The sequence below is a fragment of the Actinacidiphila acididurans genome, assembly GCF_016918855.1.
Classification (GTDB): domain Bacteria; phylum Actinomycetota; class Actinomycetes; order Streptomycetales; family Streptomycetaceae; genus Actinacidiphila; species Actinacidiphila acididurans.
The window spans coordinates 20,158-41,930 of sequence record NZ_JADKYB010000009.1; the positions used below are offsets into that span (position 1 = coordinate 20,158).

At 72.6% G+C, this 21,773-nt stretch carries 16 protein-coding genes and 2 pseudogenes; 8 read left to right on the forward strand and 10 right to left on the reverse strand.

Annotated features, from left to right (window positions below):
* The first annotated feature begins 344 nt into the window (after positions 1-344).
* Both ITX44_RS17935 and ITX44_RS17940 read left to right on the forward strand, forming a co-directional pair.
* Positions 345-2,879, forward strand: a complete 2,535-nt coding sequence (locus ITX44_RS17935; protein ID WP_236060994.1) for a CehA/McbA family metallohydrolase — start codon at positions 345-347, stop codon at positions 2,877-2,879.
* A 1,140-nt stretch (positions 2,880-4,019) separates the two neighbouring features.
* Positions 4,020-4,508 (forward strand): DUF5709 domain-containing protein, encoded by a 489-nt coding sequence (locus tag ITX44_RS17940; RefSeq protein ID WP_205358281.1) that lies wholly within the window; start codon positions 4,020-4,022, stop codon positions 4,506-4,508.
* Between the two features lie 128 nt (positions 4,509-4,636).
* Here the strand turns inward: ITX44_RS17940 and ITX44_RS17945 are convergent, their stop codons facing one another.
* Entirely contained in the window at positions 4,637-5,227 is a 591-nt protein-coding gene (locus ITX44_RS17945) for a hypothetical protein (protein WP_205358282.1), read from the reverse strand.
* 726 nt (positions 5,228-5,953) lie between these two features.
* On the opposite strand from ITX44_RS17945, the gene ITX44_RS17950 reads away from it, so the two are divergent.
* The 3 genes and pseudogenes from ITX44_RS17950 to ITX44_RS17960 all read left to right on the forward strand — a co-directional run.
* Positions 5,954-6,403, forward strand: a complete 450-nt coding sequence (locus ITX44_RS17950) for a GNAT family N-acetyltransferase (protein ID WP_236060961.1) — start codon at positions 5,954-5,956, stop codon at positions 6,401-6,403.
* A gap of 118 nt (positions 6,404-6,521) precedes the next feature.
* Positions 6,522-6,701: pseudogene (locus tag ITX44_RS17955) on the forward strand (hypothetical protein); the annotation flags it as partial.
* Positions 6,692-7,127: pseudogene (locus ITX44_RS17960) on the forward strand (hypothetical protein); the annotation flags it as partial. The pseudogenes ITX44_RS17955 and ITX44_RS17960, both read left to right, overlap by 10 nt.
* Positions 7,128-7,295: 168 nt before the next feature.
* Here the strand turns inward: ITX44_RS17960 and ITX44_RS17965 are convergent.
* Together ITX44_RS17965 and ITX44_RS17970 are read right to left on the reverse strand one after the other, a co-directional pair.
* Complete coding sequence (locus tag ITX44_RS17965) at positions 7,296-8,042, reverse strand: DUF4241 domain-containing protein (protein ID WP_205358284.1); 747 nt, start codon at positions 8,040-8,042, stop codon at positions 7,296-7,298.
* 66 nt (positions 8,043-8,108) lie between these two features.
* Positions 8,109-9,506 (reverse strand): nucleobase:cation symporter-2 family protein, encoded by a 1,398-nt coding sequence (locus tag ITX44_RS17970; protein WP_307795336.1) that lies wholly within the window; start codon positions 9,504-9,506, stop codon positions 8,109-8,111.
* Between the two features lie 193 nt (positions 9,507-9,699).
* Between ITX44_RS17970 and ITX44_RS17975 the strand changes: the two genes are divergently transcribed.
* Entirely contained in the window at positions 9,700-10,965 is a 1,266-nt protein-coding gene (locus tag ITX44_RS17975; RefSeq protein ID WP_205358285.1) for an MFS transporter, read from the forward strand.
* A gap of 84 nt (positions 10,966-11,049) precedes the next feature.
* Here the strand turns inward: ITX44_RS17975 and ITX44_RS17980 are convergent, their stop codons facing one another.
* A complete protein-coding gene (locus tag ITX44_RS17980) occupies positions 11,050-12,222 on the reverse strand; it encodes an epoxide hydrolase family protein (protein ID WP_205358286.1) in 1,173 nt (390 codons plus the stop codon).
* 97 nt (positions 12,223-12,319) lie between these two features.
* Here ITX44_RS17980 and ITX44_RS17985 point away from each other — a divergent pair, with 97 nt between their 5' ends.
* Positions 12,320-12,919, forward strand: coding sequence for a TetR/AcrR family transcriptional regulator (locus ITX44_RS17985; RefSeq protein WP_205358287.1), 600 nt, complete (start codon positions 12,320-12,322; stop codon positions 12,917-12,919).
* A 24-nt stretch (positions 12,920-12,943) separates the two neighbouring features.
* Here ITX44_RS17985 and ITX44_RS17990 read toward each other — a convergent pair whose 3' ends face one another.
* The 6 genes from ITX44_RS17990 to ITX44_RS18015 all read right to left on the reverse strand — a co-directional run bounded on the left by ITX44_RS17990 (position 12,944) and on the right by ITX44_RS18015 (position 19,646).
* The gene (locus ITX44_RS17990; RefSeq protein WP_236060966.1) at positions 12,944-13,897 is read right to left on the reverse strand and encodes a quinone oxidoreductase family protein; all 954 of its coding nucleotides are present in this window, start codon (positions 13,895-13,897) and stop codon (positions 12,944-12,946) included.
* 67 nt (positions 13,898-13,964) lie between these two features.
* The gene (locus ITX44_RS17995) at positions 13,965-15,110 is read right to left on the reverse strand and encodes a glycine amidinotransferase (RefSeq protein WP_205358288.1); all 1,146 of its coding nucleotides are present in this window, start codon (positions 15,108-15,110) and stop codon (positions 13,965-13,967) included.
* A 96-nt stretch (positions 15,111-15,206) separates the two neighbouring features.
* On the reverse strand, positions 15,207-16,556 hold the full coding sequence (locus ITX44_RS18000; protein WP_205358289.1) for a preATP grasp domain-containing protein: 1,350 nt from the start codon (positions 16,554-16,556) through the stop codon (positions 15,207-15,209).
* Positions 16,553-17,179, reverse strand: a complete 627-nt coding sequence (locus ITX44_RS18005) for a MaoC family dehydratase (protein ID WP_205358290.1) — start codon at positions 17,177-17,179, stop codon at positions 16,553-16,555. Before ITX44_RS18005 ends, ITX44_RS18000 begins: the two co-directional genes overlap by 4 nt.
* A 90-nt stretch (positions 17,180-17,269) precedes the next feature.
* Positions 17,270-18,502, reverse strand: coding sequence for an 8-amino-7-oxononanoate synthase family protein (locus ITX44_RS18010; RefSeq protein ID WP_205358291.1), 1,233 nt, complete (start codon positions 18,500-18,502; stop codon positions 17,270-17,272).
* Between the two features lie 307 nt (positions 18,503-18,809).
* The gene (locus tag ITX44_RS18015; RefSeq protein ID WP_205358292.1) at positions 18,810-19,646 is read right to left on the reverse strand and encodes an HpcH/HpaI aldolase/citrate lyase family protein; all 837 of its coding nucleotides are present in this window, start codon (positions 19,644-19,646) and stop codon (positions 18,810-18,812) included.
* Positions 19,647-20,073: 427 nt separating this feature from the next.
* Here ITX44_RS18015 and ITX44_RS18020 point away from each other — a divergent pair, with 427 nt between their 5' ends.
* Entirely contained in the window at positions 20,074-21,771 is a 1,698-nt protein-coding gene (locus ITX44_RS18020) for an nSTAND1 domain-containing NTPase (RefSeq protein WP_205358293.1), read from the forward strand.
* Positions 21,772-21,773 lie beyond the last annotated feature (2 nt).

Sequence of the window (21,773 nt, forward strand, 5' to 3'; positions counted from 1 at the left end):
CACGGGACGCGGTGGGCGTACGCCGGAGCACCGTCGTACGCGCGGCTCCCAGAGTACGGCCGAACGGCTCGCGAAACGGCGGCACTTGGCGGACCGACGGCTCACGGGAGAACGGAGGGGCGCGAGGCCACTCGCAGCAAGCGGCCGCGCGGCGCCGGCCGCGAACCGGCCACGGACCCGCACTCCCGGCGTCCACACGGTCGGCGCAGCTCATCGCACTGTTACGGATGACGGCACCAGCGGTTCCCGGCAGGTTCACGGTGCCGCGCCGGGCGGTTCCTAGCGTCGCAACCGATCCGATGATCACCCGGGTACGCGGGCGACGGACGAAGGAGCACACGCACATGGACACCACGAGACACACTCCCGTTCCGGACCAGGAACCGAGAGCGGCAGACCTCACCCGACGGACGCTCGTCGTCGCGGCCGGTGCCGCCGTCGCGGCCGCCGGGGTCGGCGCGGGCCAGGCCGAGGCGGCGACCCCGGCGCCCGGGGCCGGTTCCGGCAGCCACGACGGCGGCCCGGGTCCGTACGGCGACGGGAGCACCACCGCGCGGGGGCAGTGGCTGGCGGGCGACACCCACGTCCACGACGACCACTCCTCGGACGGCAGCCTGCCGCGGCAGACGTCCAAGCAGACGCAGCCGGGCAACCTGCCCGTCGGCGACCAGATCGGCCAGGGCGAGCGCACCGGCCTGGACTTCATGCCGCTGACCGACCACCGCACCTACGACCAGCACTGGGACCCCCAGTGGACGTCGTCGGAACTGCTGCTGATCCCCGGCGAGGAGGCCAACGGCTCCCCGCACGCGATCGTGCTCGGCGCGGTGGACGTGATCGTCGACGGCGCCAACCCGCCCGGCTCCGCGTCCTACCGGCACGTCCAGCAGTCCGTCTGGGACGCGCACGCGCAGAACGCGGTCTGGTCGCAGGCGCACCCCGACGACGGCGAGTACACCCCCGCCGCCGGCGTCAACGACAACGCCAGCGTCCAGGGCGCCGACCTGGTCGAGGTGCTGAACGTGGCCAGCGACCCGGACGCCGAGGTCGACTACGCAGAGAACCGCTGGAACGCCGGATTCCGCTTCGGGGTCTCGGCGGCCAGCGACTGCCACTTCCGCGAGCTGTGGGGCATCGCCGGACCCGGCCAGCCGACCACGCACGTCCTCGCCGCCCGCCGCTCCGTACGGGCCGTGCTCGACGGGTTCCGGGCCGGGCACACCACTGTGTCGCAGAACATCCAGGGTCCGTTCCTGACGATCGAGGCGGACGCCGACGGCGACGGCGTCTTCGAGGCGCTGGGCGGGGACGAGATCGTCCTGCCCCGCCACGGCCTGCCGAAGAAGGCCGCCCTGCGCGTCACCGTACGCGGCGGCCAGGGCATGACCGTGCACGTGTACGCCGCGCCCGGCCGGTCCGCGGGCCCCGTGGCGACGTTCACCGTGCAGCAGGCGGAAGAGGTGCACGAACTCCCGCTCGCCCTCGGCGCGGCGGATCACACCTGGTACCGGGTGGAGGCCCGCTCGCCCGGCGGCATCTCCGGCGCGAATGCGAACCCCGATCTGCCGGACCAGTTGCGCGGCGCCACCTCGCCGGTCTTCCTGTCCGTCGGCGCGCCCGCCGAGCCCCGGCCGGAGATCGCGCTGCCGGCCGCCGACCGTACGGCCGACCCGGCCCGCGCCGTGTTCGGCGAACCCGGCGGCTTCGCCGGCTTCCCGGACGTGGCCGTCGACGGCGACACCACGCACATCGTGGCCGAGGTCCACGAGAACCAGGCCACGAAGGTGGTCTACCGCAGGCTGGACGCCAAGGGCCGGCTCACCCGGACCGTCACGCTCTCCCGCGACTCCGCGACCGCCCGCTCCCCGCGCATCGCGGTGTCCGGCCGCCACGTGTGGGTGGCCTGGCAGGACGAACGCGGCCTGGAGCAGCCGCACCGGCCGGTGATCATGCTGGCCCACAGCACCGACAGCGGCCGCTCCTTCCCGGCGCCCCGTCAGCTCGGCTCCGGCCGGGGCCGTGCCGTCCACCCGGCGCTCGCGCTGGTCGACGGCGGCCACCCGCTGGTCGCCTGGGCCGAGAACAGCGGCGGCGCCTTCGACGTCTACGCACAGGTCGTGGGCGTCGACAGCGCGCCGGTGAACATCTCCGCGGCCGGCAAGACGGTCAGCGCCGGCACCGCCAACGACGCCCGCTCGCCCCGCTACCCGGCCTCCCTCTTCCCCTCGATCGGCACGGACGACCGCGGCCGGGCGGTGATCGCCTGGCAGGACGACCGCTACGACCCGGACCCGCTGTGGACCGGCCACACCCCGCCCGCGGGCCAGTCGGCGAGCGGCGGCACCGACCCGGACAACTGGCAGATCCTGGCCGCCGTACGCACCTCGCCGGGGCGCGGCTGGGGCACCCCGGTCCAGGTCAGCGCGGTCACCGACCGGGCCGACCGGCACCCCGCCCTGGCCTTCGCCGCCGACGGCACGATCGTCGCCGCCTGGGAGAGCGGCGCCCTGCAGAGCTCCGGCGCCAACCTCCAGTTGCGCGCCGCCCGCTCCTCCGACGGGGGCACGACCTGGACCCCGTACGAGCAGGTCGCCCTCGAACCCACCGCCATGAGCCAGCGTGCCGTGCTGAGCCAGAGCCCCGACGGCACGGTCCGCGCGGTCTGGTACGACTCGCGCGCCGCGGACTGGCGCTGGAAGATCTTCACCGCCACCTTCGACAGCGCGACCGGCTGGTCGCCCGCCGCCCAGGTGACCACCCGCGGGAACAACACCTGGCCCGCGCTGGACCGCGGAGTCGTGGTCTTCACCAGCGACCGCGCCGCGACGCGCCTCCAGCGGGACCGGACGCACGAGGTGTACCTGATCACCCTGCGCTGATCCTGCGGCGCCGATTCACGCGAACGCCCCGGGTGCCGCACGCGGTGTCCGTACGGAAGCGGTACTCACCCTTGTGGTCTCACGCGTGCCGATCGGGCCCGACGGTCCGGTGCGGCCGGGGGGCTACCGCCGGGGACGGGGGCCCGGGGCGTTCGGGGGACGGCGGGGGCCGAGCGGTGTCATCGGCAGGCAGGCCAGGGCCAGGGTCAGAGCCGGGGCCAGCCGGTGGGCCGCGGTGCGGCAACCGGTGGCGGGCGGGGCCGTCGGCGGTTCCAGGACGCGGGGGAGGGCGTCGGGGTGGCGTTCGGCCCGTTCGAGGTGGGCCTGTTGGCGCAGGGCCTCTTGTCGCTCCGGCGGCGGGGACGGGGGCGTGCCGAGCCGGTCCGGGGCCGGGGGCTCGTTCGGGGAGCCCGTTCGCCCGACCGGTAGTGCGGCGGCGCGACGCGTACCGGAGGACGGGGCCGGTCTGCCGCCCGCGCACCCGCCTTTCACATCGAGCCCCGCAAAAGCGCCGTGCGACGGCAGTTCCTCTGACCTCTCCGACTTTTCGGCGGCGTCATCCGGTCCAGATCTCCTTGCGTCAGGACAGCGCCCTTGGCGCGGTGTTCCGTCACGAGGTGGTACAGAGATCACGCGTGTGAATCCGTAATACGGCGAGCGGGCACATCCGGCGATACGTCTCGGCATCGCTCCGGTGGGAATCCCGGTACGGAAATGTCCGGCCCCGAATGGTGCCCACCAGCATGCTGCGCCGCTCTCGGCGCGTCAAGACCGGCCCGCCCCCCTCTTCCCGCCGCCCGCCGCCGGATCGTCGCCGTATCGATCAACCCGGCGAAGACCATTATTACGGGGCTGTGAATTCGAGTGCCGCGCGGGCCGCGGCCATGCCCTTCCCGAAGCGGCCGGATCCCGCCACGGGAAAGGCCGCGTAATTCACCAGGGGCCCGAGGCGCCGCCCGGCCGGGAGGAGGAGGCGTGCGGTCGGTCCCAGGTGGCGCACTTGGTGAGGCCCGCGTGGTGCCCGCGGGCACGCCTGGAGCGGGCTCGATCGGGCCGGCGTCCCGGCGGACATCGCGGTGCGAAACGTGGACCCGTAGGTTGTACCCGAACAGGTGATGCCGCGTGCTGTGGAGGTGGGCCATGCCCGACGAAGAACTGATGGGTGACGAGGTCTACCAGCCGGACGGCTCCGAGGTGCAGGACGACGAAGGGCTCCTGGACCCGCAGGACACCCTGCTCGACCGCGGTGTCGAGGATGCCGAGGACGAGGGCTACTCGCCGCCGGAGCGCCCGCTGGCCGTCAACCGGTACGGCGTCACCGCGCGGGAGCAACGCGAGGGCGAGTCACTGGACCAACTGCTCGCCGAGGAGGAGCCCGACGTCGAGCCGTACGCCGGGGACGGGGTCGGCGACAGCCTGGCCGACGGCGAACTCCTCGACCCCGAGGCGGGGGAGTACCGCAGCGGCCGGCTGGTCTCCCACGATCCGGCCGTCCCCCTCGCCCCCGGCGAGGAGGCCGACCTGTGGGCGACCGATGTCGGCATCTCCGGCGGCGCCGCGTCCGCCGAGGAGGCCGCGATGCACGTGGTCGCCGATCCGCAGGCCGCGGAGTACGACCAGGACTTCTGAGCGGGCAGCGGACGGTGGGCCAGCCCCTGCCGGGGAATCCGGCAGGGGCTCGCCCGTGGGGGTGTGCGCCGGCGGCCGTACGCGGAGGGCGTGGGGTGGTACGCGCGGGCGCCGGGCCGCGCCACGGGTTACGGGATGGTCGTCACCGCGCTGTAGGCGGGCGAACTGGTTCCGGACGAGCCGTCGGGGAAGGTGACCGAGGCGATCGCGCCGGTCTGATAGCTCCCGGAGCTGTACTGGTACTCGGTGTCCGCGGCGGCCTGGAGCGTCTGGTAGCTGATCCGCTCGCTGGAGGACAGCGCCGTGGTGCCCTTGAACAGCACGACCAGCATGTCGATCGAGTTCACGATGTTGGAGCAGGTCGTGTGCGCGATGCCCTCCACGCCACTGGGCCACGGGAAGGGACCGCCGTAGAAGCGGAACGGCTCGGAGGCGGTCACCGTGCAGGTGATCGCGACGTTGGGCGACACCTTGGGCGACCGGGTGACCGTGACGCCGGCTGCGCCGGTCGAGGCCTTGTACGTGCTGACGCCGGGCGGGATGACGAACGTCGTGCTCGTCGCGCCGTGCGCCGCGGTGGACGTGGTGGACGCGGCGGCCACCGGTGCGGCCGCCTGCGCGGCGGGAACGGCGACCAGGGTGCCGGCGGCCCCCAGGGCGGCCACGGTCGCGGCCGCCAGGGCGGACCGGCCGGTGAGACGTGCTCGTTTCGGCGTCACGCTGTCTCCTTGAAATGCGCGGAATGCGGAATTCCGCAGAGTGTGGGGGATTGTTGGCGCGAGGCGCGTTTCCTCCCCGGGTGCGGGCGCTCCGGAATACCGGGCCCATCGGGGAAAGCGCGTCGGCCTGTGTGTGCCGTGCGTGTCGGATCGTGCCTGCCGCACGCGGAATAGCCGGTGCTTCACAGGGCAGGGCAACCTCGGGAAAACATGGCGGAGCCGCTTTTCGGCGCATGACTCGTGGGGCGCCGAATACTCCCCCCCGGGGTATTCCGCGATGCCCACGCATGATGTGCCGCGGGCAAGTGCACCGTCAAGGCGGGGAATGGCGCGTGTCCGGAAAACGGTGACCGTAAAGCCGTGTATTCGATCTCGGGGCCCGCCGGTATCGGCCATTCCGTTCATGAAGGGCGCCGCGCCGGCGGCACGGACCGCGCGCCCGGGTGTGGGGCGGCTGTTCCGGAAGGGGAGAAGTGTGGCGCGGGTTGCCCCTGACGACTCCGCGCGGGAAGGCCGTACGGTCATTCCGGCAGAAGCACACTCAGCGGGCTTTCGTGGACACATCTGAAGTAAGCGTCCGAAAGCCGCGTCCAGGGTCGTGGCGGACGACCCTCACCTTTGCGTCACGCGCCGGACAGGGCGGGTGGGAAGGCGAGGAGCGCGGCTCCGTGCGCCGGGTCCGCCTCGACGAGAGGGCGCCGGCGAGCGACTGGGATGATCCCTGTCATGCCCGAACACATCGCACCGGCCGGGATCGACGACCTCCACCAGGTGCTCGCCGACCACCATCGCTACTGGGGGGAGCGCGACCTGCGGCCCCTCCACCTGTCGGCACTGGTCCACGAGTTCGGCGAGACCTTCCTGGCCGCCCGGGCCGAGGACGGCATCCGTGGCTACGTCATCGGTTTCGTCACCCCGACCGGCACCGGCTACGTACACCTGATCGCCACCCGCGACGACACCCGCGGCACCGGCCTCGGCCGCCGCCTGTACGCGGCCTTCGCCGACGCGGCCCACCGCCACGGCGCCGTCCGCCTGAAGGCGATCACATCCCCGGGCAACGCCGGTTCGATCGCCTTCCACCGCAGCCTCGGTTTCGACGCGGCGGTCGTGCCGGACTACAACGGCCCGGGCCGGGACATGGTCGTCTTCCGGCGCGCTCTGCCCTTCGACTGAGCGAACGGCCGGGACCCGCGCAAGGGGCGTGAAACACCACTGAAAATCATGTGATGCGGTGTCAGTGGGACCGCATATCCTGCACGGACGATCACGCGGGACCAGGGGAGGGCGCGGCATGTTCGGCAAGCTGTTGGGCAGGGGTGGTGCGGAGAGACCGGCGGCGGACCCGCACGCCCTTCCCGTCCAGCGCAGGCAGAAGAACGGAATGTACACGCTGCGCGCGCTCGGGGACGCGCGGGTGCTCGCGCTGACGGACGCGGTACGGGCGGACGACTGGGAGGCGTCGAAGCCGGCGAGTTCGGTCCGGCCCGCGAGGCCGCGGTCCAGGCGCTCGCCGCCCACGCCCGAGCCCCCCCGCTACGAGCAGCTCAGCAACTGCCTGCGCGAACTCGCCCGCCTGCAGGCCGAGCAGCAGGGCCCCGACGGTCTCGCCGACGCCCTCGCCGTCCTCGACGACGCCGCCCTGGTCGCCGACGAGGCCCGCGCTGCCGGATACGAGGCCCGCGGCCTGCTCGGCGACCCGGCACCGGAGGACGACCGCGCCGGCGAATGGGCCGAGTGCGTCCGTCTCGCATGCGTCGTGGAGGGCATCTACCTCGAGCGCCCCATCCCCGCCCTTACCCGCCTCGACGCGGCGGTCACCCACCTGATCTCCCAGGGGCACACCGACGAGACCGCGCCGCTCACCTCGTTGGCGTCCCGACTGCGGGACGAGCGGTAGGACGACGCGGTCCGCTGCCCGCGAAGCCGGCGCCCCGGTGCGGGGCGTGCCACCATCCCGGGCAGCGGGCGGGCCACCGGCCGGACGCCGTAACGGCTGGCTTGCGGTGCGGGTCGGTCTGCCGCGGCCACGTGCCGTGGTAGACCGTTCCCCCGCCCACCGCACACCTCAGACGGAAGGGCCCTCGGAGTACTCGCAGGAGCCGCCCATGATGACGATCGAAGCGATGGCCCCGGTCTCTGTCCGCCCCAGCCAGGCGACGTTGGGTCCTTCGGTGGCGGGAAGCGCCACCAGATCCGCTTGGTGGGCCTCGTCGCTCGAGAACTCGAAGTGGCCGCCGCCAAGGGTCGTCGTGGCCCGGGGCCGCCGCTCGCCGTCCCGGTCCTGCTGCCAGAACGCGAGGAAGGGAGCGGCCAGCGCCGGCCAGGCGGAGGCGTCGGCGAAGCTCCCGGTGTTCGTCTCGGTGCTGAACCCGATCCGGTCACCGGGCCGGACCTTCTCGACGTCGTCCCCGACGGCCAGGCCCATCTCCCAGGCCACCACCGGTTCGTCGCTGACGCACAGCCGCGTCGCGCCGACCTCCCGGCCGTCGTACTGCTCGCCGAAGAACTCGTACGGCCCCTCGATCCAGGCCGCCTCCACCCGGTGGACGCCCGGCGGAATGCGCTCCACCAGCTCCCGCCCGGCCGGTATCCGCAGCGGCAACTCGTACTCGTCCGGCCATGGCGTGTCCACGATTAATCGGCCGCTCGGCACCCGGATCGTGGTCACTTCCGTCACCTCGACGACACGGTGGAAGACCGCCTCGTCCTTGCCTGCACATCTGCCGAGCGGCGTCCCCGGGGTGAAAACCACGTCCAGGAACCAGCGTTCAAGGGGCCCGGCCACCAGCCGGGCATCCGTCGTAAAACCCATGAGCCGACCCTAGGAGACCCCACTGACAACGAGGCCCCGGCCCTGCGCCCGGCCGCCCCTGCCCGCTCAGTCCACGGCGCCTCCTGGACGGCCGGCGCCCGTGTGGTGGAAGAGGAGGTTGAGGAGGAAGGCGGCGAGGGTCGCGCTGGTGATGGCGCTGCCGCCGACGACCTGGGCCCAGGTGGGGAAGGCGTGGTAGACGCCCGGGGCGACCACGGGCACCATGCCGACGCCGAGGGCGACGGCCACCGTCATCAGGTCGTCGGAGCTGTGGAGGCCGGTCTTCAGCAGGGTGCGGACGCCCACGGCGGTGACCGTGCCGAACATCACCAGGGCGGCCGCGCCGATCACCGGGCCGGGGAGGGACGCCACCACCTGGCCCATCTTCGGTATCAGGCCGAGCAGGACGAGCAGGGCGCCGGCGACCGCGGTGACGTACCGGGTCCGTACCCGCGTCATGCCGACCAGGCCGACGTTCTGGGCGAAGACCGTGTCGAGGAAACCGTTCATCACGCCTCCGAGCACGCCGGAGACGCCGTCGGCGGCCAGCCCGCGGGCCAGGTCGGCGGGGGTGACGCGGCGGCCGGTCATCTCGCCGACCGCGAGCATGTCGGCGGTGGACTCGGTGAAGGTCACCAGCATCACGACGCACATGGACGTCACCGCGGCGACCGGGAACTTCGGCGCACCGAAGTGGAAGGGCGCGGTGACGCCGAACCAGTCGGCTCCGCCCACCGACGAGAAGTCCGTCAGCCCCATCGGGATCGCGATCAGCGTGCCCACGACCAGCCCGAGCAGCACCCCGATCTGCGCCAGGAAGCCGCTCGTGAAGCGGTGCACGAGCACGATCAGCAGCACCACACCGGCGGCCAGCGCGAGGTGCGAGGGACGGGCGTAGTCCTTCGCGGTGCTGTCCTGACCGGCGATCAGGCCGGTGGCCACGCCGATCAGCGACAGCCCGATGACGGTGATGACCGACCCGGTGACCAGCGGCGGGAAGAAGCGCGCGGCGCGGGCGAACGGCACCGCCGCGATCAGCCCGAACACCCCGGCGGCGATCATCGAGCCGTAGACGGCCTGCAATCCGTACTGGCCCGCGATGAGGATCATCGGGGTGACCGCGGTGAAGGTCGCGCCGGCCACCACCGGCAGCCGCACGCCCAGCAGCCGCGCGATGCCCAGCGACTGGAGCAGGGTGATCAGTCCGGCGACGAGCAGGTCGGCGTTGACGAGCAGGCCGATCGTCGAGCCGCTCAGGTGGGCCGCGGCGCCGAAGACCAGGGGGACGGTGACGCAGCCGGTGTACATGACCAGCACGTGCTGGAGGCCGAGCAGCCCCAGCCGCCCGGCCCGCGGCATCGGTTCGCCGGCGGCCGGGGGCGGGGCCGGCGCGGGCGAGTTCCTGGCGGGCTCCTCGGCGACAGGCTCGGCGGATGGTCCGGACGGTTCCGATACGGCGGTCACGGCGGCGGCCTCCTGAGCGGGGAGGGGCGGCGCCGGACTTGCCCGGCGCACGTCAACTTTTTGTCGCACCACTGTGGGCCGCGGTGATTTCACCGGTATTTCGGTTGTTCTTCCGGCCAGTTGCGCACGGCTACGGGACAACTCCGGTGCGACACCGCGCGCTCAGCGGCCGTGAGGCATTACGCTGGCGGCCGTGGGGGTCAGGCGCGCACTGCTCGACGTGGATCCGCTGCGGTCCTCACCGGCGTTCCGCCGACTGTGGGCAGGGCAGGCACTGTCCTGGTTCGGCAGCCAAATGGCCCTGGTCGCCGTCATGTTCCAGGTCTGGGACAGCACGCACAGCACCCTGTGGACCGGCGCCGTCGGCCTCGCGCAGGCCCTTCCGCTCACGGCGTTCGGGCTGTACGCCGGATCGCTCATCGACCGCGTCGACCGGCGCACCTTCTACCTGATCGCGACCTGCGGCCAGGCGGTGTGCTCGCTGCTGCTCGCCGTGCAGGGCTTCGCCGGACACCTGCCCGCACCGGGAGTGCTCGCGCTCGTCGCGGCGCAGTCCTGCTTCGTGGCCGGCAGCGGACCGGCGGCCCGCGCCTTCATCCCGCGCCTGCTGCCCAAGCAGCAGCTCGCCGCCGGCCTGGCGCTGAACCGTATCTCCTTCCAGGGCACCCTCCTCGCGGGACCGGCCCTCGGCGGTGTCCTGGTGAGCGGAGCCGGCGTCGGCGGCTGCTACCTTGTGGACGCCCTCACCTTCACCGCGGCCATGTACGGCGCGCTCGGCCTGCCCCGGATGGCGCCCGACGGCGACCGGGCCAGGAGCGCTCCGGGCGGCGTACGGGAGGGGCTGGCCTTCCTGCTGCGCACGCCGGTCATCCGCGGCGCTCTGCTCACCGACCTGGCGGCCACCGTGCTCTCGTTTCCGGTGAGCCTGTTTCCGCTGGTCAACGCCGAACGCTTCGGCGGCGGCCCGCGAACCCTCGGGTTGTTCCTGACGGCCATCGCCGTCGGCGGTGTCGCCGCGTCCCTGCTGTCCGGGGCGTTCACCCGGCTGGACCGCCCTGGCCTGGTCATGATCGGCGGATCCGTGACCTGGGGCGCGGCGATCGCCCTCTTCGGCCTGTCCACCGACCCCTGGGCCGCGCTGGCCTGCCTCGTGCTGGCCGGCGCCGCCGACACCGTCTCGGTGGTGTCCCGCGGCACCGTGGTCCAGACGAGCACCCCCGACGACCTGCGCGGCCGGGTCAGTGCCGCCGAACAGATCGTCGGGCAGGCCGGCCCGGACCTGGGCAACATGCTCGCCGGCTCCACCGCGAACGCCACGTCGGGCGGCACGGCCCTGATCGGCGGCGGACTGCTCTGCGTCGGCGCCGTCCTGCTCGTCGCGGTCCTCACTCCGGGACTGCGTGGGGCCGCCGACCTGCCTGTTTCCGCGGCGGCCGTGGGGGAGTCGGCCGGCTCGTGAGCGCTACTGGGCCGCCGCCGCGCCACCGCCGCGCGTGCCAGCCGTACGGGCGGGCGGGGTGTGAGAGGGCAATAAGCGTTGGTGTCAGGTTCGGAGGGTGCGGAGGGTGCGTAGGCCGGTGCGGATTTCGTTGACCAGGGTTTCGGGTTGTTCGAGGGCCGCGAAGTGTCCGCCGTTGTCGGCCTCGGTGTAGTGGATCAGGTTGCTGTAGGTGTCTTCGATCCAGCTTCGTGGCAGGCGTGGGATGTCCTTGGGGAAGACGGTTGCCGCGACCGGGAGTGTCAGTTTCGGGCCGGCGAAAGTGGCGGATCGGTTCTCCCAGTAGATGCGGGCGGACGATGCCGCGCTGTTGGTGAACCAGTAGAGGGATATCGCGTCGAGCATGTCGTCCATGGCGAGGGTGTCCTCGGCGAGTCCGTGGTTGTCGGTCTTGGACTGGAATTTCTCGTAGATCCAGGCTGCCTGGCCGGCGGGGGAGTCCGCCAGGGCGAATCCGATGGTCTCCGGCTTGGTGCCCTGGAGGTGGTTCGACCCGCCGAGTTCGCCGGTGTAGAGGGCGAGGCTCTCCACGGCGTGGCGCTGTTCGGGGGACAAGGTGTCGGGTATCTGTGCGGGGAAGGCGTACTGGGTGTTGAGATGGATTCCGGCAAGCCCCTGGGGTTGCATGGCTCCGAGGGCGGTGGTGACGACGGCACCCCAGTCGCCGCCTTGTGCGGCCCATCTGGTGTAGCCGAGGCGTTTCATCAGTTCCACCCACGCGTTTGCGATGCGCGATACGGTCCACCCGGTCTGCGTGGGCTTCTGGGAGAACCCGAATCCGGGGAGCGACGGGATGACGACGTCGAATGAGTCGGCGGCGTCTCCTCTGAACGCCACCGGATCGGTCAGCGGGCCGATCAGCTTCAGGAACTCGATGATGGAGCCCGGCCATCCGTGGGTGAGTATCAGCGGCAGCGCGTGGGGATTTCTGGACCGGACGTGGATGAAGTGGATGTCCAGCCCGTCGATCCGGGTGAGGAATTGGGGGAAGCCATTGAGCCCGGACTCCAGGCGCCGCCAGTCGTAGCCGCGCTCCCAGTACTCGACCAGGGATCTGGCGTTCTCCACGCGGACCCCTTGCGACCAGTTGTCCACCGTTTCCGGATCCGGCCACCGGGTTGCGGCCAGTCGCCGCTTCAGGTCGTCGATCTGCGAGTCCGGGATCGAGACGGTGAACGGGCGGATGCGGGTCGAGGTCGGTGGTGTCGGTGTGGTCATTGCTCTCTTCTCCTGAGCTTGGAGGCACGGCGCAACCCTTCGTTGCACACCGGTGTGCAATCTACTTCACTGCACACTGGTGTGCAACAATGGTGTCGTGCCCACCGAGTCCCCCCGCGCGCGCTCGACGAACGAGACACGCGATCGCATCCTCGACGTCGCCCTCGACGTGCTCGGAGACAACCCCGACGCCGGTATGGGCGACATCGCCTCCGCCGCCGGCGTCGTCCGCCGCACGGTCTACGGCCACTTCCCCTCGCGCCTGGACCTGGTCCGCACCCTCACGGAACGGGCCGTCACCGAGATGACAGCCGTGCTCACCGAAGCCGACACCCCCGACGCGGAAGCCGGCGCGACGTGGGTCGAATTCGTCGCCCGCCTCTGGCCGGTGGCACACCGGTACCGAGTGCTGCTGGCGCTGCGCCGCGGCGAGTACGGCGAGGCGATCCACAGCCTGCTCGGGCCGCTCGACGAACTCCTCGCCGACCTCGTGCAACGGGGCCAGGACAGCGACGTGTTCGCACAGCACCTGCCGGCGGGCATTCTCAGCCAGCTCGCCTACGGCGTCGTGTTCGCCATCGCGGACAGCGACCTGTCGAACGGGCCCCCCGGCGCCCGAGCAGCGACGATCACGAGCCTGCTGATGCTGGGAGTTCCCGAGACGCGCGCAATCGCCCTGATGGACGACCAGCCCTGACCCGCAGCATTCGAGTATCCCCGCTCATGCCCGTACGTCGACCAGCACCTTCCCCATCGTCTCGCGCGCCGCCATCGCCGCGTGCGCCGCGCCCACCTCGGCCAGCGGCACGACGCGGTCGATCCGGGCGGTCAGCAGGCCGGCGGCGGCCAGGGCGAAGAGCCGGTCCGCGGTGCGGGCGAACAGTGAGGGCGCCTCCAGGACGCGGCGCATCCACAGCCCGTACACGCCCACGGACCGGTCGGTCAGCTCGTCCACCGCCACCGAGTCGGACACCTTGCCGCGTCCGCCCACCGACACCAGGCGCCCGAAGGGTGCCACAGCGGCCAGGCCCGCCGTGAGCCCCGCGCCGCCGACCGAATCGAGGTAGAGGTCGACGCCGCCCGGCACCGCCTCGGCCAGTTCCCTGGGCTCGGCGACCGCCGCCTGCGCGCCCAGCGACCGGACGAACTCCCGCTTCCGGGCCGTCGACGCCACTCCGGTCACCGTGCGGGCGCCCAGCGCGAGGGCGAGTTGGACGGCGAGGTGCCCCACGCCCCCGGCGGCGGCCGCGACTCCCACACTGTCGCCGGGCCGCAGCCGCCCGGCGGTGACCAGGGCGCAGTAGGCGGTGCAGCCCTGTTCCAGCAGGCCCACCGCCTGGGCGTCGTCGATGCCGTCGGGCACCTCGACCGTGTACGCGTCGCGTACCGCCGCGACCTGTGCGTAACCGCCGCCCTGGCGCAGCAGCGCGACGACCCGCCGCCCGTCGCCGCGCCGCCGCCCGACCACGTCGGCGCCGAGGACGGCGGGCAGCGCGGGCGGGGCGTAGACGCCCTCGCGGATCTCCAGGTCGGCGAAGTTGAGCCCCGCGTAGGTGACGTCGACCAGCGACTCCCCTTCGCCCGCGCGGGGTTCCGGCACGGTCTCGGGCCGCAGCTCCTCCGGGCCGCCGAAATGCCGCAGCACCACCGCCCGCATCGTCGCGCCTTCCGCCATCGTCGTCGATCTCCCTTCCGTGCCAACGGCCGTACGGACATGCGGGCGGCGCCGGGCCTCTGCCGGCTCAGTCCTCCAGGTAGTCCTCGGGCGCCGAGCCCTCGCGGACCGTGTCGAGGGTGAAGCAGTGCAGTCCGCCGCCGAACAGCCGGCGGTGCCGGTGGCGCACCGGGACCACGGTGAACCCGCGCTTCTCCAGCGTCTGGATCAGCTCCGGGCAGGCCGCGTTGACCATGACCGTGTCCGGCGACAGGGACAGCACGTTGAGGTCGATGTAGCGGCTGGTGAGGACCAGGTCGTCGTCGTCGTAGTCGGGGAAGTTGTTGTCCTGCGGCTCCGGCGGGAAGATCATGTCCCAGCGCCGCAGTGCCTTCGGCAGCTTCTCGGCGACATCCGTCGAGCGCACCAGAAGCAGCCCGGGCCGCAGCGCGAGGACCGAGCTGTCGATGTGGCTGTCGGCCAGCCGGTGCAGCCGGTGCACGCGGAACCGTCCGGCCAGGTGCCGTTCCAGCCAGTCGAAGCCCAGCGCGTGGTTGGCGTTGGAGACGTTGACGAACACGTCCCGGCCCAGCCGCAGGCACTGCGCGCCGTCGATCATCATCTCGAACCCGGTGTCGTACGGGGACGGCTGCGGGTCGGTGACCTGCTCGATGAGCGATCCGGGCTTGGCGGCGTCGGCCACGTACGACAGGTCGAACGAGGCGTCGGTCATCAGCGGGCGCGGCATCACTGTCCAGCGCGCCCCGCGGCGGAAGTACTCCGCGTAGACCGGTTTGAGGAACTGCGTCTCGAAGTAGCGGGAGCGCACCAGCGGGGGCGTCTCGATGATCTCGTCGCCGAACACGATGCTGTTGTCGCGGACGTTGAGCGGCGGGATCACGGTGGCGTCGAAGACGGGGGTACGGATCTCGCCGGTGGCGGCGTCCAGCGGCAGCGGCCGGTGCACGGTGATGTTCAGCTGGGTGAAGATCTCCGCCATCTGCTCGACGTCCTCGCGCAGTTCCTCGACGTACCGCTGCTTGATCGGGGAGCGCTTCTTCGTGTCGTCGGCGCCGCGGGTGGCGTGCCGGGGGTAGTAGATGCGGCTGTACGGCGTCTCGTCGTGGAAGAACAGGTCGAAGGACAACTCCCGCTCGTGGGAGGTGTAGTTGTCGGCGGATCCGAGGACCACTTCGCGCAGCGGGGACCAACTGTCGTAGCTGTTCAGGAGCATGGTGCGGCCTTCCCTCGGCGTTCGGTTGCGGGTGGAGGGGGAGCGGTGGCGGGGCCTGGAGGGGGAGTGGTGGCGGGGGCCCGGGGCGCGGGCCGGTCAGACGGGGGCGCCGGCGAGCAGCGGCGCCACTTCGCGCTGCCGCTCCCGGGCGCCGGCCACGTCCTCGGCGATGACGCAGTACATGACCGCCGCGGCCGCCGGCCCGAAGTGGTTGACCAGCACCACGCCGGTCCCGGTCGCCGGGTCGAAGCCGAGGCCGGCGGCGGCGAGCGCGGCGGCAGCGGCCGGGAAGGACGGCGCGGGACACTCGCCGCCGAGGAGGACGCGCCCCGGCCGCAGTGCCGGCCCGACCAGCCGGGCGCCCATCACGGTGTGCAGGTGGGTGGAGCCGGTGATACGGCCGTTGGCCTCGCAGAAGCGGATCTCGCCCGCCGCGGTGCGATACGCGTCGGCGCTGATCGTGCCGCGGTAGCCCAGCGCCCGGTACGCCTCGCACAACCGCCGGCCCTCCGCGATCAACTCGGCCACGGCATCAGGCGGTTGGGTGGCCAGGGCCGGCACGATCTCGCCGACCACCACCGGGTCCATCAGCATCTCCCCGGTGCCGACGAGGTCGACGCCGTGGTCGGCGACGTCGAACTCCGCGTACACCGGCGTCGCGGCCGGGTAGTACCGCTCCACCACCAGCCGGTGCCGGCCGCCCTCGGTCAGCCACGGCCAGCGGTCCGCGACGTACGCCTCCACCGCCGGGTCGCCGGACAGCACCACGACGCGGGGCGCGCCCGCGGGTTCGACACCGGGCCCGGGCGCCAGGATCTCGTTGCCGAGCCCGCCGCCGCTGAACTCCTGCTTGAGGATCGCGCAGTGGCCCTCGCCGAGCAGGGCGCCGATGGCCCGGGCCGCCTCGCCCGGGTCGGTGACGACCGTGCCGGGCGCGGCGAGCACGCCCGCCCCGGCGGCCACCGCCCGGAACGCCGCCTTGCTGTTGACCAGGGCGCTGCCGCCCTGGGCGTGGAAGGCGTGGCCGGGCAGGGCCGTCTCGGCACCGATCCGGCGGGCGAGACCGGCCACGGCGGTGTCCGCGTAGACCGGCAGGATGCGCAGCCCGGACGGCGCCGGCCCCAATGCCTTTCCCAGCGCCTTCCGCAGCGCGTCGAGCAGCCGGTCGTCGGCCAGCCGGTCCGGGGTGAGCAGGCCGTCGCCCAGGCGGCCGGGCGGCGGGACGAGGACGGTGAGCGAGTCGCGGGGCGTGCCGGTCAGGCCCGCGACGTAGTCGGCGAAGGAGTCCTCGGGCGCGGTGGGCAGGACCAGGACGTCGCCCTCCCGGGCCCACCACAGCATCCGGTGGGCCCCGTACCCGGCCGCCTCGCGCGCCTGCGGGGACAGGCCCGCGAGGTCGCCGACCATCTCCTCGGTGCGGCTGTTGCCGATCAGCAGCGTCCTCACACCGACTCCCGGGGCGCGGGCGGCACCGTACTCGCGTCCGGGGAACCGGCGTAGAAGCCGCCCTCATCGGCGGCGGACTCCGCGTTCCGGCACGGCACCAGGAAGCTGCGCTCGTAGACCAGCACCACCTCGCCGGTGGACTTGGTGCCGGTCGTCCGGCAGGACACGATCCCCTCGCCGGGGCGGCTGCGGGACAGCCGCTTGGCCAGGACCTCGCTGTGCGCGTAGAGGGTGTCGCCGGCGAACACCGGGGCGGGCAGCCGGATGTGGTCCCAGCCGAGGTTGGCCACGGTCCGGCCGCTGGTGCTGCGCGCGGTCATTCCGCCGACGATGCTGAGCGTCACCAGGCTGGACACGATCGGGCGCCCCCAGGGCAGGGTCGCGGCGTAGGCCGCGTCGATGTGCAGCGGGGCGTCGTTCATGGACAGCATGCTCATCAGCACGTTGTCCATCTCGGTGATCGTCCGGCCGGGCCGGTGCTCGATCACGTCGCCCACGGTGAACTCCTCGTAGTGGAATCCCACCACTTCCCGGTACCGCTGCTCCCCGATCCGCTCGAATCCGGTCGGCGTGGAGCGCCGGGTGTGGTTCGTGCCCGGCTCGTTCGTATCTGCCTGGTCCATGTGCTGCGCGTCCTCTCACGGAAGTCCCGGTACGTGTCCGGCCCGGCGTCCGGCAGGGTGTTCGGCCCGGCGCCCGGCCCGGCCGGCGGGTCAGACGGTGGTCAGCACGTTCTTGACGTGGGCGGCGAATTCGTCGATCTTCTCCGTGGTCAGATCGGCGCGGAGCATGATGCGCAGCCCGGCCTGGCCGCGCGGCACGATGGGGAAGAAGACCGCCGAGCTGTAGAAGCCGCGCTCGAACAGCTCGGCGGACAGTCGTACGGCGTCGTCCGCCTCGCCGACGGTGATCCGGCGCACCGGAAGTCCGTTGCCGGCGAAGGGCGTCGGGAAGACCTCGTCGAAGTGGTCGATGTTCTCCTGCAAGCGCCGCTGGAGTTCGGCCAGTTCGGGCGTGCGGTGGAGCGCGGCGCTGGCCAGCGAGGCGCCCACCAGCGGCAGCGACATGTTCTGCGACCAGCCGACCGGCCCGGCGTGCCGGTGCAGGAACTCGAACATCGCCCGGTTGCCGAGCATCGCGATGCCGCCGCCCGTGCCGAACCCCTTGCCCAGGCTCGCGACGATGACGGTCCGGTCGTTCATCTCGAGCTGCGAGCGGACGAAGCCCTCGCCGTGCTCGCCCATGATGGACAGCGAGTGCGAGTCGTCGATGTAGAGGAACAGCCCGTACCGCTCCTGGAGGTCCTTGAGCCCGGCGAGCGCCGCCGCCCCGCCCATCGAGTACGCGCCGTCGGCCACGTACGCAACCCGCGGGTACTTGCGGCAGATCTCCTCCAGGTACTCCAGGTCGTTGTGGTCGCAGGTCAGGACCAGCGTCTCCTCCGCGCACACGGGCTTCACGTAGGACATGCAGAAGTGGCAGAAGCGGTCGAAGACCATCACGAGCGGCTCACCGTCGGTGAGGTGCCCCGAGGCGATGAGCGGCAGGATCCCGGCGGTCAGTGCGGTGCAGGAGGTGCCCGGCAGGATGTGCGCGCCGAACAGCTCGCCGAGCTCCTCCTCCATCTGCACCAGCAGGTTGTGGCGGATCCGGGTGGTCGACACCACCAGCCAGGTCGCCTGCGCCTCCTGGAGGGCGTCGATCGCGCCCTGGATGATCGCCGGGTGGTGGTTGAGCCCCAGGTATCCGACGGAGCACATGTTGACGAACTCGTGCCCGGTCTCGCGGACGACCAGCCGGTTGTTGGCGTCGGGGGTGTCGACGTGGACGCCGATCAGGCCGGCGTCGGACGCAGCGCGCCAGGCAGGGTCGGCCAGTTCGAGCATCGTGCTGTTGTTGCGGTGCCGGCGCGGGCCGGTGACATCGAGCGGGAGACTCTGGGTCATGGTCGCGTAACTCCCTCGCGGGGGGCGCCCAGGGCGCACCGGTGGGTTGGTGGTGGCAGGTGCGGGCGTGCGGGCCGGGTTGGTGCGGGGTTGGTTTGGGGGCGGGGCTTTTCCGCACAGCGGTGGGCGGATTCGGGCGGCGCGCGAATTTACGGGCGCCGGGATTCGCCGGCCGGCGGCCGTCAGCAGGCCAGGCGGGACTCGAACCCGGCGGGGCGGCGGTGACGTTCGGCGGTACGACCCCACGTGCGGCCGTCCTGCGTCGCTGAGATCCTCCGGAAGCCTGTGCCCTGATCCGGCCGAAGATCTAGCCGAACTCGTCGATCAGTTGCTGCGACGCCTCGAAGAAGGGCGCGCCGACCATGACCCCGTCGACCATCGCGGCCGAATTGCCGCTCTCCCGGCCGGCGGCGACGACCCTGCGGGCGCGGTCCAGGGCGTCGGGCTCGGGGGAGAACGCCTCGTTGATGACAGGCACTTGGCGCGGGTGCACGGCGACCTTGCCGCTGAACCCGAAGTCCCGCGCCGCGGCGGCCTCGCGGCGCAGGCCCTCCGCGTCCAGCGCCTCGAAGTACGGGGCGTCCATGACCTCGATGCCGGCCGCGCGGGCGCTGTTGACCACCGCGGCCCGCGCGTACGCCAGCGCTTCCCAGGTCAGCCGCGCCCCCACGGCGAAGGCGTAGTCGGCGGACCCGAAGACCACGGCCCGCAGCCGTGGCGAGGCGGCGGCGATGGCGGACGCGTTCTCCAGCCCGCGCGGGGTCTCGACGACGGCGAAGAAGTCCGTGTCGGGGCAGGTCGGGGCCAGCGCGTTCTCGACGATCTCGACGTCCCGGGCGGATTCCGCCTTCGGGATGAGGACCAGCGCGGGCTTGACCGGGTAGTTCCGCAGCGCGAGCAGGTCCCGTAATCCGTCCGGTTCGCTGACGGTGTTGATACGTACGGCAAGGCGGGCGGGGCCGTCGGCGGCGTCGGCGAAGAACCCGGCGGCCAGACGGCGGGCCTCCTCCTTGCGCTGCGGAGGCACGGAGTCCTCCAGGTCCACCATGGCGATGTCCGCGCCGGACCGATGGCAGTTCGCATAGCGGCTCACCGCGGTCGCCGGCGTGGACAGCAGCGAGCGGCAGTACCGAGAAAACTTCATGGGGGTCTCCCGACGAAGGCGCGACGCTCTCGGACAGCAGGCGGCGGCCGACGCTCGGGCCCGGCGCTCCGCTGCTCCATGTCTACCGGGGTTCGCGATGTTCGGATTGCCGCGCGGCCCGCTGAACAACAACCTCGAACAACCGCAAAACAACCGGCGCCGCACCGGCGTGGAGCGAGCGATCGGGCCGCCCGCCCCGCCGGAATGGCGGATTCCGCGATTCCGCCCGTCACCGACCCGTGGGTAACGTGTCCGGACGCCCCCCGAGTCCTACCGGGGCCGCACGGACGTCGTCACGGACGTCAGCCGAAATTCCGAACGCCGAAACGCCGAACGCCGAACGCCGCACGCATCCGTATGCCCAAGCATCCGTCGGGGGTCCTCGGTGTCGCCGGCCCACAGGACGGCCGCCGGGAAAGGGGTTCCGGTGCCACGTCAGGAAAGGCCTCTGGAAAGCGGAAACACCCATCTGCTGCGGTTCGCCGCCGATCTGCGCCTGCTGCGGGAGAAGGCGGGCAGCCCCACCTACCGGCAACTCGCCCTGCGCGCCCACGCCTCCGCCGCCAGCCTCTCGGTGGCCGCGAGCGGCCGCAAACTGCCGACGCTCGCCGTGACCATGGCCTACGTCGAAGGCTGCGGCGGTGACACCGGCGCGTGGCGCCAGCGCTGGCACGACGTGGCCGCGGCAGTCGCCGTACGGGGTGAGTTCCCCGGCGGCCCCGGCCCCGGATCCTGGTACGGAGCGGGGGAGCGGCACGCCCTCCCGTACCTCGGCGCCGCGTCCTTCCGGCCCGACGACGCGCAATGGTTCTTCGGGCGGGACGCGCTGGTCACCGACCTGCTGGAGCGACTGCGCCAGCGCCGCGTCGTCACCGTCACCGGCCCCTCGGGCAGCGGCAAGACCTCGCTGCTGAACGCCGGTCTGCTGGCCCGGCTGCGGGCCCGGGGCCACCACGGGCCGATCGTGATGCTCACCCCCGGCCCGCATCCGATGCGGGACGCCGGCCGCGTGCTCGCCCGGCTGAGCGCCGGCCGCCCCTCGGGACCCGGCGAGCCGATCGTCGTGATCGACCAGTTCGAGGAGTTGTTCACGCTGTGCGGCTCCCCGGCCGAACGCACCGACTTCCTCGCCGCGATCGGCTCCGCCGCGGCAGCCTGCGCACCGGACGGCCGCCTGGTGATCTGCACGCGTGCCGACGTCCACGACCGCTTCCTCGATCCGGCACTGCCGTCCGCCGCCTTGTTCGACGACCCCCTGATCGTCGGGCCGATGCCGCCCGAGGCACTCCATCAGGCCGTCACCGCGCCGGGCGCCCGCGCCGGATGCCGGCCCGAGGACGCGCTGACCGCCGTCCTCGTCGCGGCGTCGGCGGGCCAGCCCGGGGCCCTGCCGCTGGTGTCGGCCGCGCTGCGCGAGGCCTGGCCGTACCGCACCGGCGGCACTCTCGCCCTGTCCGCCCTGCGCGCCGCCGGCGGGATCGACGCCGTGATCTCCCGCGGCGCCGAGGCCGCCTGGGCGCAGATGCCCGACGAGCTCAAAGGCCGTGCCCGCACCGTCCTCTTACGCATGGCCGCCCGCGAGTCCGACGCGGCCGGACCGCTCCCGCTCACCGACCTCGACGACGACCCGCCGACCCGGACCGTACTGGAAACCCTGGCCCGCGCCCGCGTGGTGACCCTCGACCGGGACCGCGTGGCCTGGGCCCACGCCTCCGTACCCCGGGCGTGGACCCGGCTGGCCCGGTGGGCGGACGCCGACCCCGAGGGCCTGCGCGTCCACCGCCGCCTGACCGACGCGGCCCGTACCTGGCACACCCACGGCCGCCCGGCGGAGCGCCTCTACCGGGGCGCGGAACTCGCCGAGGCCCGCGCGCTGTGTGCCCGCGACGACCACGAACCCACCGTACGGGAACAGGAGTTCCTGCACGCCGCCGCAGCGGCCGAGGCCGCCCGGGACCACGCGGCCGCCGCCGACCGGGCCCGCCTGCGCGGGCAGCAGCGGCTCACCATGGGCCTGGCGGCTTTCTCCGCGACGCTGGCGGCGGCCCTGGCCGCCGTCGTCACCGCGACCCCGCCGCTGAGCACGCTTCTCAGACTCGGGCCGCGGGCGATCCGGCGTACGTGAGC